At 60.6% G+C, this 10,000-nt stretch carries 9 protein-coding genes and 1 tRNA gene; 4 read left to right on the forward strand and 6 right to left on the reverse strand.

Annotation, left to right across the window (positions count from 1 at the left end):
- The 3 genes from LDL37_RS05695 to leuB all read left to right on the forward strand — a co-directional run.
- Positions 1-393: aconitase family protein (locus LDL37_RS05695; protein ID WP_290795469.1), on the forward strand; the 393-nt coding region annotated here is incomplete at its 5' end.
- Positions 394-442: 49 nt separating this feature from the next.
- Complete coding sequence (leuD, locus tag LDL37_RS05700; protein ID WP_290795471.1) at positions 443-1,033, forward strand: 3-isopropylmalate dehydratase small subunit; 591 nt, start codon at positions 443-445, stop codon at positions 1,031-1,033.
- Between the two features lie 88 nt (positions 1,034-1,121).
- Complete coding sequence (gene leuB / locus LDL37_RS05705) at positions 1,122-2,183, forward strand: 3-isopropylmalate dehydrogenase (RefSeq protein ID WP_290795473.1); 1,062 nt, start codon at positions 1,122-1,124, stop codon at positions 2,181-2,183.
- A gap of 56 nt (positions 2,184-2,239) precedes the next feature.
- On the opposite strand, the gene LDL37_RS05710 is transcribed toward leuB, so the two are convergent.
- Both LDL37_RS05710 and LDL37_RS05715 read right to left on the reverse strand, forming a co-directional pair.
- Positions 2,240-2,512, reverse strand: a complete 273-nt coding sequence (locus LDL37_RS05710) for a DUF167 domain-containing protein (RefSeq protein ID WP_290795475.1) — start codon at positions 2,510-2,512, stop codon at positions 2,240-2,242.
- The gene (locus LDL37_RS05715; protein ID WP_290795476.1) at positions 2,512-2,817 is read right to left on the reverse strand and encodes a YggT family protein; all 306 of its coding nucleotides are present in this window, start codon (positions 2,815-2,817) and stop codon (positions 2,512-2,514) included. The genes LDL37_RS05710 and LDL37_RS05715 overlap by 1 nt, the downstream gene beginning before the upstream one ends.
- Positions 2,818-2,942: 125 nt before the next feature.
- Between LDL37_RS05715 and LDL37_RS05720 the strand changes: the two genes are divergently transcribed.
- A tRNA-Ala gene (locus LDL37_RS05720) sits at positions 2,943-3,018 on the forward strand.
- Positions 3,019-3,087: 69 nt separating this feature from the next.
- Here the strand turns inward: LDL37_RS05720 and LDL37_RS05725 are convergent.
- The 4 genes from LDL37_RS05725 to LDL37_RS05740 form a co-directional block, all read right to left on the reverse strand.
- The gene (locus LDL37_RS05725) at positions 3,088-4,563 is read right to left on the reverse strand and encodes a tryptophan halogenase family protein (protein ID WP_290795478.1); all 1,476 of its coding nucleotides are present in this window, start codon (positions 4,561-4,563) and stop codon (positions 3,088-3,090) included.
- A gap of 10 nt (positions 4,564-4,573) precedes the next feature.
- Positions 4,574-5,608 carry a cupin-like domain-containing protein gene (locus LDL37_RS05730; protein ID WP_290795481.1) on the reverse strand — a complete coding sequence of 345 codons (1,035 nt, stop codon included), beginning with the start codon at positions 5,606-5,608 and terminating at the stop codon, positions 4,574-4,576.
- A complete protein-coding gene (locus tag LDL37_RS05735; RefSeq protein ID WP_290795483.1) occupies positions 5,608-6,312 on the reverse strand; it encodes a SapC family protein in 705 nt (234 codons plus the stop codon). The genes LDL37_RS05730 and LDL37_RS05735 overlap by 1 nt, the downstream gene beginning before the upstream one ends.
- Positions 6,313-6,432: 120 nt before the next feature.
- Positions 6,433-9,540 carry a TonB-dependent receptor gene (locus tag LDL37_RS05740; protein WP_290795485.1) on the reverse strand — a complete coding sequence of 1,036 codons (3,108 nt, stop codon included), beginning with the start codon at positions 9,538-9,540 and terminating at the stop codon, positions 6,433-6,435.
- Positions 9,541-10,000 lie beyond the last annotated feature (460 nt).

The following is a 10,000-nucleotide window of genomic DNA, read 5'->3' on the forward strand; positions in this document are numbered from 1 at the left end:
GTCTTCATCGGTTCGTGCACCAATGGCCGCATGGCCGACCTGCGCGCCGCCGCCGCCATCATGAAGGGCCGCAAGGTGGCGCCGGGCGTGCGCGCCCTGATCGTGCCGGGTTCGGAATGGGTGCGCGTCGAAGCCGAAAAGGAAGGCCTGCATCAGATCTTCCTCGAAGCTGGTGCCGAATGGCGTCTGCCGGGCTGCTCGATGTGTATTGCCATGAACGGCGACTTCGTGCTGCCGGGGCAACTGGCCGTTTCGACCTCGAACCGCAATTTCGAAGGCCGTCAGGGCCCCGGTTCGCGCACGGTTCTGGCCTCACCGGCCACCGCCGCGGCCTCGGCCATTGCCGGTCATGTGGCCGATCCCCGTCAATTCATGCAGCTTGAAAGCGCCTAACTTTTCGCCTCCCCTGCACAGCGGGGGAGGACGGGAAAAAGAGAACCCAATGTCCAACCAAGAACCCGTCAACAGCTTCTCCTCACGCATCGTCGTCCTGCCGGAAGCCAATATCGACACCGACCAGATCATCCCCGCGCGCTTCCTGACCACGACCACCAAGGCCGGTCTGGGCAAGGTCGCCTTCAACGACTGGCGCTACAATGCCGACGGCTCGAACAAGCCGCACATCCTGAACGAGATCGACCCGACCGAGCACCGCGTGCTGGTCGCCGGCAACAATCTTGGCTGCGGCTCGTCGCGCGAACACGCCCCTTGGGCGCTGATGGATTATGGCTTCAAGGCCGTCATCTCGACCGAGATCGCCGACATCTTCAAGTCGAACAGCCTGAAAAACGGCCTGTTGCCGGTCGTGGTGTCGCCCGAAATCCACGACAAGCTGACGCAAAACCCGCAGCAGCGCGTCACCATCGACCTCGAATCCTGCACCCTGACGCTGGAAGACGGCACCACCGTCACTTTCCAGGTCGAGGCCTTCGCGCGCCAATGCCTGCTGGAAGGCGTCGATGCCATGGGCTGGCTGTTGAAGCGCCTGCCGGAAATCGAAGCCTACGAAAAAACAAACGGAAAGGCCGCTTGAATTCAAAACCTTCGGCCTTGAATTCAATTTTTTACTGGTCGCGCTTTTGAGTCCAAAAAGTGCGTCCCACTTTTTGGAAAGCGCTTAAATGTCCACCTTCAACATCGTTGTGCTGCCGGGTGACGGCATCGGTCCCGAAGTCGCCGCCGCGGGCGTGTCCGCGCTGAAGGCCATCGGTGAGGTCTATGGCCACACCTTCAACTTCGAAGAAAAGCTGATCGGCGGCATCGCCATTGATGAGCGCAACGACCCCTACCCCGCCGATACCGACGCCGCCTGTCTGGCAGCCGATGCAGTGCTGCTGGGGGCCGTGGGCGGTCCGAAGTGGGACCTGCAACCCAAGCGCCCGGAACAGGGCCTTCTGGCTGTGCGCAAGTCGATGGGCCTGTTCGCCAATCTGCGCCCGATGGACGTCCCGGCCTCGCAGGCCTTCCGCTCACCGCTGAAAGAAGAGATCGTGTCAGGGGCCGACATGCTGATCGTGCGCGAACTGACCGGCGGCCTCTATTTCGGCAAGCAGACCCGCACCGAAGACCGCGCCGTCGATGAATGCGTCTATACGGTCGAAGAAATCGAGCGCGTCGCCCGCGTCGCTTTTGAAGCCGCCCGCAAGCGCCGCAATAAGGTCACCTCGGTCGATAAGGCCAATGTTATCGAAACCTCGCGTCTGTGGCGCGAAACGGTCATCAAACTGCACAAGGCGGAATATGCGGATGTCGAGCTGGAGCACGCTCTGGTCGATTCGATGGCCATGCACCTTGTCACCCGTCCGAAGTCGTTTGACGTGATCGTCACCGAAAACATGTTCGGCGACATCCTGTCCGACCTCGCCTCGGTGCTGCCGGGGTCGATTGGTCTGCTGGGCTCGGCCTCGCTGGGCTCCGGTAAAGGCCTCTATGAGCCGATCCACGGCTCGGCCCCGGACATTGCGGGCAAGGACCTCGCCAACCCCATCGGTACGCTGAAGTCCGTGGCCATGATGCTGCGCTTCTCGCTCAATCTGAGCGCCGAAGCCGACGCGCTGGACGCCGCCATCGACGCGGTGATCAAGGCCGGGCAACTGACCCGCGATCTGGGCGGCACGCTGGCCGGTTCGGAAGTGACCAAGGCGATTGTGGCGCAAATCCACGCGGCCAAGGTCGCAGCGTAAGCGTCGCACAGACTCACGAAAAAAAGACCCCGCCGGAGCACACCGGCGGGGTTTTGTTATGTCAGGGCCGCCTTCAACGCCGCCTCATCCAGACCCTCGACTTCGATCTGCTTGAGGCGCGACGTATCTCCGGCCAGCAGAGACAGGCGCGATTTGGGCAGCTTCAACCGTTTGGCCAGAAAGGCGATCAGCGCGTCATTGGCGCGGCCCTCAATGGGCGGGGCGGTGACGCGCACCTTGAGATAGGGCCGCCCCTGCTCATCCCTGTCCCAGCCATCGACGCGATCCGCTGCCGCCTTGGGCGTCAGCCGCACGACCAGCCGGGCCATTAGCCGATCAGCATGTAGAGGTTCGGTGCCACCACATTGCGCAGCAGATGTTGCAGGCCCTGAATGATCAGAATGGCAATGATCGGGCTGATGTCGATACCGCCCAGATTGGGGATAATACGACGGAAAGGCTCCAGAATCGGATAGGTCAGGCGGTCCAGCATATCCAGAATACGATAAACGCCCGGATTGCGCGTATTGATGACATTAAACGCCACGAGCCAGCTCAAAATCGCGCTGATGATGATGGTCCACATGGCGAAGGACAGAAGACCACCCAGGACGATAACGATGAAACCGGTCATAAAGACTCCCAAAAGCGAAAGACCACTCAGTCTTTTGTAGATATAACGGTCCGGGCCGCTATAACAAGTCAAACCCGACTTGACAGTCTCAGGCGTTCGATTAAAAGACGCCTTCCACAAGGAATGGGGCTATAGCTCAGTTGGTAGAGCGCCTCGTTCGCAATGAGGAGGCCAGCGGTTCGAATCCGCTTAGCTCCACCATTTCTTGTCTGACCTTACGCCCGCCGCGCTTACCGCCGGCGGGCGTCGGTTTATCCGCCGCCTCACAAATCACGCCGCCAGATAGCTTTTGAGGAAGGCCTCGTGCGTCGGCATGGCCTCGACCGTGCGGGCGATATTCGTCTTCAGGCCATCCAGCGCCTGACGCAGTTGCGCCTCGCTCATCAGTTGGCCAATGGCGTGGTGTGATTGCGGCTCAAGCCTTTGGCCCAGCAGCACCTGCACCCACGAATCGACGCGGAACAGGTCATCGGCCGCCTGCCAGGCGTGGCCGTGTTCGCGGAACATCTCCAGCCGCTCGGTCAGACTGTCGGGCACGCTCATCTCGCGCCGTTCGCGCCAGAAGGCCGTGTCGTCGCGTTGGGTCAGCTTGTAATGCAGGATCACGAAGTCGCGCACCTTCTCGATTTCACGGCGCGCAATCTCATTATAGTGGTCGCTGACCGCCTCGGTGATGCCGCCGAAGGGGAACATCTGGATCAGGCGCGTCACGGCGATCTGGAACAGGTGGATGCTGGTCGATTCCAGCGGCTCGATAAAACCGCTCGACAGGCCGACCGTCAGGCAGTTCTTGTTCCATATCTTCTTGCGCCGCCCGGTGCGGTAGCGGATCAGGCGCGGCTCGGTCAGGGGCTCGCCATCGACCAGCGACAGCAGGCGTTCGCGCGCCACTTCGTCCGTCAGGTGCCCGCTGGCATAGACCAGCCCGTTGCCGACGCGGTTTTGTAGCGGGATGCGCCAGCGCCAGCCTTCGCCGTGTGCAATGGCGCGCGTATAGGGATCGAGCCGCCCGGACGGTGCCGTCTGCACAGCCAGCGCCCGGTCGGTGGGCAGCCAGTGGCTCCAGTCCTCAAAACCGGTCTTCAGAGTCTCTTCGATCAGGAGCCCCTTAAAGCCCGTACAGTCGATAAACAGGTCGCCGTCGATGACCTCACCCGACTCCAGCGCCAGCGCCGTGATAAAGCCGGTGTCGGCGTCCTGACGCACCTCACGGATGCGGCCTTCGATGCGCCTGGCCCCGTGCGCTTCGCTGAACTGCCTCAGGAACCGCCCATAAAGCACGGCGTCGAAATGATAGGCGTAGTTGATGCGCGCCGTGTCCGAGGTGAAGAACTTGCCCTCTTCCGCCGCCCGCAACTCGAAGCAATAGTCGCCGAGATCGCCGCCAAAGCCCTTGTCGCGCGCCGCCATCCACACGTGATGGAACGGGGCCATCCAGTTGGATTTGCCGATCTCACCGAAGGAGTGGATGTAGCGGTCGCCATCGCGCGCCCAGTTTTCAAAGGCGATACCCAGCTTATAGGTGGCATTGGTCGCCTTGAGGAAGGCGCGTTCATCTATACCCAAAAAGTGATGGAAGGTGCGCGCCGTGGGGATGGTCGCTTCGCCCACCCCGACAATGCCGATCTCTTCCGACTCGATCAGGGTGATGTCGATCAACGTCCCCAGCAGCTTCGACAGGGCCGCCGCCGCGCACCATCCGGCCGTGCCGCCGCCGGCAATGACTACCTTTTTGACCGGTTGCATGTCTCTTCCCTCAGCGATTCAATTTTTGCAGCAGTTGCGCCCGCAGGCGTCTGGCCGTCATATCGTTCAGCGTCCCCAGCGCACCGCGCGCCGCTTCGGGGATGTGGGCGCCCGCCTGCTCGGCGGGGCCGAAGATATAATAGTCGAACAGGGCCTTCCAGGCGTCCTTTTCCGGCTGGGGCCGGTCGCGCAGGCTCAAGAGGCCGTGCAGCAGGGTGTTCATCGGCGTGTCCATAAAGGCCGGTGACGTGTTCCACCAGTAGTTCACCAGAATGTTGAACGGTGCCAGCGCCTCAACGTGGTGCCACCACAGGGCCGGATAAAACAGGACATCGCCCGCTTCCATATCGGCCACCTGACCGGCGGCTTCGGCCTCGCGGAAGCGCGGAAAACGCTCGTAATCCGGGGCCCGGAAATCGACCAGACTGACCACCTGACCGCCGGGTGTCGGCTCCAGCGGACCGGGATAGAGGTTGGCGACCTGATCCGGCGGGAACAGGGTAAAGCGCCGCTGCCCGGCGACGCAAACCGCGATATTGTGCGACATGTCGAAATGGCAGGTCGCCGTGGTGCGGTTGCCGATCCAGATACTGGCCAAAGGCGGATTGGCCGTAAACATGGGATGGTTCAGGCTCAGGTCATTGCCCGCCTCACGCAGGCCCGGCAGGTACAGACCCAGATCGGTCGAGCCGATATAGAAGGACGGCGGCGCAGGGTCGTCGAGATGGGCCGCCACCTCTTCGAGAAACGTGCTGAGGTCGGTGCGCGCGGCGGTGAAATTGAGCCCCGCCATATCGTCGCGATAGAAGAAGCGGCCGCCAATCTCCGGCGCGCCCGTATAGGCGGTCACCGGCCGCCCCTGATAAAAGCCGCGCAGATGATCCATGGCCGCCGCCGCATTGTTCAAGCCCTCACGCACCAGAGGCCAGTCGCGCGCCATGCCTTTGAGGATGACCGGCTTTTGCGCGGCCATCAGTTCATCAAACGGGATGGCGTCCGGCGCAATACCGGTCACGACCTCGGTACGGCGGGTAATCTCAGCCATCAGAGCGCGGCCCGCTTGCGGTTCTTCAACTCAATAATGCGGGCCATATTGCCCATGGAGCCCGCAACCTGAAAGGCCAGCGCCAGAAAGCCGGCGCGGTTCAGGCGTTCCAGCGCCTCCCCACTGAGTTGCGGCAGGGCCTCCTGACTGATCGAGAAAAGGTCCGGGATCTTGTATTCGGTGGTGTCGTCGAGGCGGATGGCGATTTCGACCGGTGCGATCAGGCCTTCGGCCTGAAACGCCGCGAACATCGGCGCATTGAGTTCAACGCCCTGATGGATGGTGCGCAACGCGCGCATGTGGCGCTCCAGAGCCGGCGCGTTGCCGCCGTGCGGCAGGAAGACGGGTTCGCCCTCGCTGCGGCTGAGGCGCGGGTGATCAAGATCGACCATCAGCATGGGCTGATCGTCATTCATGCCGATCAGGAACGGACCGCGATGGCTCATGGCCGGCACGTGGCGTGCCTGCCACTGACCGTCTGACAGAAAGAGGTTTTCGTCCTTATCGAGGCCCAGCAGGGCATAGGTCTGAAAGCCGCCCTTTTCCGTCTGACGGAAATAGAGCGGATAGTCGCGCTGAAGCTCAGCAAATTCGGGAGCAAAGACGGGAATTTCATTCACCGCGTCGCCAAACGCCGGGCCGTGACCGCCGATGACCCTCAGGTCGTGATGCTGAACATTATCGAGAAGGACGGCGTTGGGCATGGAACAACTTTCACAGAGACACGGAGAACTTACCCCACCTGTCTCAAACGGCAAGACAGGCAGAAGGCAGGAAGGGCCGCGGTTGCCCGCGGCCCTTCCCCTTTACACTCTACTAAAGGATCAGAACTTGTAGCGGACACCGATCTGATAACGGGTATCCAGTTCCTGAGCGAAGTAGATGTTGGAGGTGTCACGTCCGTACTGACGGATGTGCTCCTTGGTCAGGTTCAGACCTTCGAAGGTGATCTGAATGTTCGGCGTCACAGAGTAGTTGACCGAAGCGTCCAGAACGCCGAAGGCTTCGAAGTACTGCGGGTCACCCTGCGCGCCAACATTGGTGTTGGCGATGTACTTGTCGCGCCAGTTATAGGCCAGACGACCCGACAGCGGACCCTTATCGTAGATCAGGGTGACGTTGTAGGTATCCGACAGACCCAGCAGTGGGAACTGAAGCGTACCCGGCGCCGCCGAATTGTCGAAGCCGATGTCGCCTTCAACCGTCGTCATGCTGCCCGACACACCCCAGCCGCTATCACCGAAGAAGTGCTGGAAGGCCAGTTCGAAACCGTGGATGTTCGCGGTCTTGTTATTGACCGGAATGGCGGTGTCGAAGTTGAACAGCGGATCGCTCGAATTGGCGGTGATGTCATAGGCGGCGAGGATCTGATCCACGAAAGCCTGATTGAGGTTACCGTTGGTCGAGTTGGCCGTGTACTCGTTCTTGGCCGCCGTGGTGTTGCCGTTGTTCTTGATGACCAGGGCGGTCATGGTGAACAGGTTGACGTCGGTCGGCGACTGACCCAGTTCGCCCAGCGCGGTCTTGGCCGTACCGGAGCGCGAGCCTGCCGTAGCGGCGGTCGGGTCACGCAGGCTGAACAGGTTCTGCGTTACACGGCCGGTGCCGATGAAGTTGGCCACGTCCTTGTTGTAGAAGCCGAGCGACACGTAGTTGGCCGGGCCGTAGTACCATTCCGCCGAGAAGTCGATGTTCGACGATTCCAGCGGCAGCAGGGCCGGGTTGCCCGAAGAGGCGGTCGGGTTGGTGCCGTTGGCGGTCGGACGCGGCGGCGTGTTGACCGTCGTCGTGGCGAACATGTTGCCATAGGCCGCACGCGCGATGGTCTTGGAGTAGGACGCCCGCACCGTCACGTCATCACGCACATTCCACGAGATGTCGAGATTCGGCAGCCAGTTGTCGTAGTCCGCCTGGCTGCTGAGCGTGGCGACGCCGGTGCCGAAATCGGTGGCGAAGTCGTTGTCAGCGGTCCAGCGGATGGCCGTCGGGACGCTTTGCAGGGCCGAAGCCGTGACATTGGTCTTTTCATAGCGCAGACCGGCCACGATGCCGACCGGCTTGCCCAGGAAGTCGCCCTTCAGGGTCAACTGACCATAGATCGCCTTGATTTCTTCTTCGATGGTGTTGGCCGTCAAAGAGGTGGTCGGCAGCGACTGGTTGTAGCCCTTGGCCAGAGCGCGGTAGATGTCGAGCGCGTTGCCACGGAAAGCGACATTCGACTGACCCGGCGTGAAGTCCTGGAACAGGCCACCCAGATCATAGGTGGTGATCATGCCCGGTGCGTATTGCGCCACGTCACCCGGACGCGAGATACCCCAGTCACCCAGCGCCTGATAGGTCGAACCCGTCGTCGTCGTCATTTCCGACTTCAGCAGGTCGATACCCCCGTCGAAGCGGCTTTCACCGTCGAAGTCATAGGCAAAATCGACCTTGAATTCGTCGATCTTGTTGGTCTGGCTATTGGTCCAGGTACGACCAACCTGAGAGCCCAGATCGCCGGCATCCAGACGGCCATTGTTGTTGCCGCGCAGCGCGTCATTGATGGTGTACTTCTGGAGCGGAATGTCGCTGCGGAAGTCCACCGAGTGCGACGAAATGACCGGCGCACCGATGGAGATGGCAACCGTGGTCGAACCATCCGGGTTGTTCGGCAGAACCTCGCCTTCGGACGAATGCGCGTCGAAGGTCAGGCTCATCTTGTCATTGATGTCCCACTTGGCATTAAAGCCCAGCGACTTCAGGGTGCTCTTGAGGCTGACCAGTTGCTGTTCGAAGCCGATGTCCTTCACGCCCGACAGGTTTTCCTGCAGGAAGACGGCATTATAGATGCCCGAAGCGCCCTTTTCGAAGATGATCTGATCGAACGGACGGTTGAACCAGTTGGTCTGTTCGGCGCGCAGTTCGGTCGCTTCGTTCTTGACGTACAGAGCATCCGCCGTGAACAGCCAGTTTTCGACCGGACGCCATTGCGCCGTAGCCACAAGGTTGCTGCGCTCATTGTGCGTTTCGGACAGGGCGTAACGGCTGTCGTTCGGGTAGGCAACCAGCGCACCGGCGGGCGGCGCATTGGTGATTTGCGTCAGCAGCGTGGTCTGGTTGGAAGCATAACGCAGACGACCGCTCGACGGGCTGTAGAACTGGTCGCGGGTGTCAAGGTTCCAGCTGTTCTGGGTCGCCTGACGGGTCGCGACGTCCTTTTCAGCAAACTGACCGAACAGGGCCACGCCGAAAGTGTTGTCTTCGTTGGTCCACTTGTAGGTACCCGCGATTTCCGGCGTCCAGTCCTTGCCGTCGATCAGGTTTTCACCGTGCACCGCCTTGGCCGAGATCGAGCCCGAAGCCCCGGCCTTGCCAATCGGACGCAGGGTCTTGATGTTCAGCGTCGCGCCGATACCGCCCGAAGCGACATTGGCCTTACCGGTCTTGTAGACTTCAAAGCCCGACACGCCATCCGAAGCGATGCTGGAGAAGTCAAAGTTACGCGAACCACCGCCGGCGGTGCCGTTACCCGAACCCACGGCGTTGATTTGCGCCGCCGGCATGACGCGGCCGTTCAGGGTCACAAGGTTGAAGCCCGGACCAAAGCCGCGCACCGTTACGGTCGAACCTTCGCCGTTGGTGCGGTCGATCGACACGCCCGGAATGCGTTGAACCGATTCGGCCAGGTTGGTGTCCGGATACTTACCGATGTCTTCCGACGTGATGGCATCCACCACACCCGTGGCGTTGCGCTTGATATTCATCGACCGTTGCAGCGAGCCACGCACACCCGTGATGACCACGGTTTCAATATTGTCGCCCGAAGCCGGCGCAGCGTCCTGTGCGTAGGCGGCACCGGCCAGCATCGCCATACCCGACGCGCTGCACAGGACCATGTTACGGATCACGCGGCGCGCGCCACGCGAAGACACACCGTTAATCGGTGAAGTCATGATTTCCTCCCAGAAGTTGGATCTTTTTTACTAATAAAAACGCTTTTTGAGTGCATGAATTCGCCGTCGGGTTTCCCTTTTGCGGTCGAAACACGGTACTGAGTGACACATAGTGGCACGACTCCGCCTTTGGGGCAGGACCGGCTCAGTTATCGGCAAGGTTTGAAACCCTACGCGTTTTTCCCTGTTTGCGACTTGAGTCGCTTATTGTGCGATAGCGCTAACATGACAACGCTGTCCGCGCTATCGATCTTTTACATATTTTTTCAAAGAGGACAAGCTCGTGGCCTTATTGCCACAAATGCGCCACACGGACTAGGCGCCTGACGCCAGATTACAGCCGCCCATAATTTAAATTTATCCAGACTATAAATATTATAGATTTGTCTTGTGCGCCAAAATGGGGAATACAGCATCGTCCATTTCATGAAAGGATTTCCCCAATGGCCCTCATCAATAC

The sequence above is a fragment of the Asticcacaulis sp. genome (genome assembly GCF_020217185.1).
Lineage (GTDB): Bacteria > Pseudomonadota > Alphaproteobacteria > Caulobacterales > Caulobacteraceae > Asticcacaulis.

Excerpts from the sequence above, each read along its gene's own strand:
- leuD (WP_290795471.1), top strand. The coding sequence starts at position 443 with ATGTCCAACCAAGAACCCGTCAACAGCTTCTCCTCACGCATCGTCGTC.
- leuB (WP_290795473.1), top strand. The coding sequence starts at position 1,122 with ATGTCCACCTTCAACATCGTTGTGCTGCCGGGTGACGGCATCGGTCCC.
- LDL37_RS05710 (WP_290795475.1), bottom strand. The coding sequence starts at position 2,512 with ATGGCCCGGCTGGTCGTGCGGCTGACGCCCAAGGCGGCAGCGGATCGC.
- LDL37_RS05715 (WP_290795476.1), bottom strand. The coding sequence starts at position 2,817 with ATGACCGGTTTCATCGTTATCGTCCTGGGTGGTCTTCTGTCCTTCGCC.
- LDL37_RS05725 (WP_290795478.1), bottom strand. The coding sequence starts at position 4,563 with ATGCAACCGGTCAAAAAGGTAGTCATTGCCGGCGGCGGCACGGCCGGA.
- LDL37_RS05730 (WP_290795481.1), bottom strand. The coding sequence starts at position 5,608 with ATGGCTGAGATTACCCGCCGTACCGAGGTCGTGACCGGTATTGCGCCG.
- LDL37_RS05735 (WP_290795483.1), bottom strand. The coding sequence starts at position 6,312 with ATGCCCAACGCCGTCCTTCTCGATAATGTTCAGCATCACGACCTGAGG.
- LDL37_RS05740 (WP_290795485.1), bottom strand. The coding sequence starts at position 9,540 with ATGACTTCACCGATTAACGGTGTGTCTTCGCGTGGCGCGCGCCGCGTG.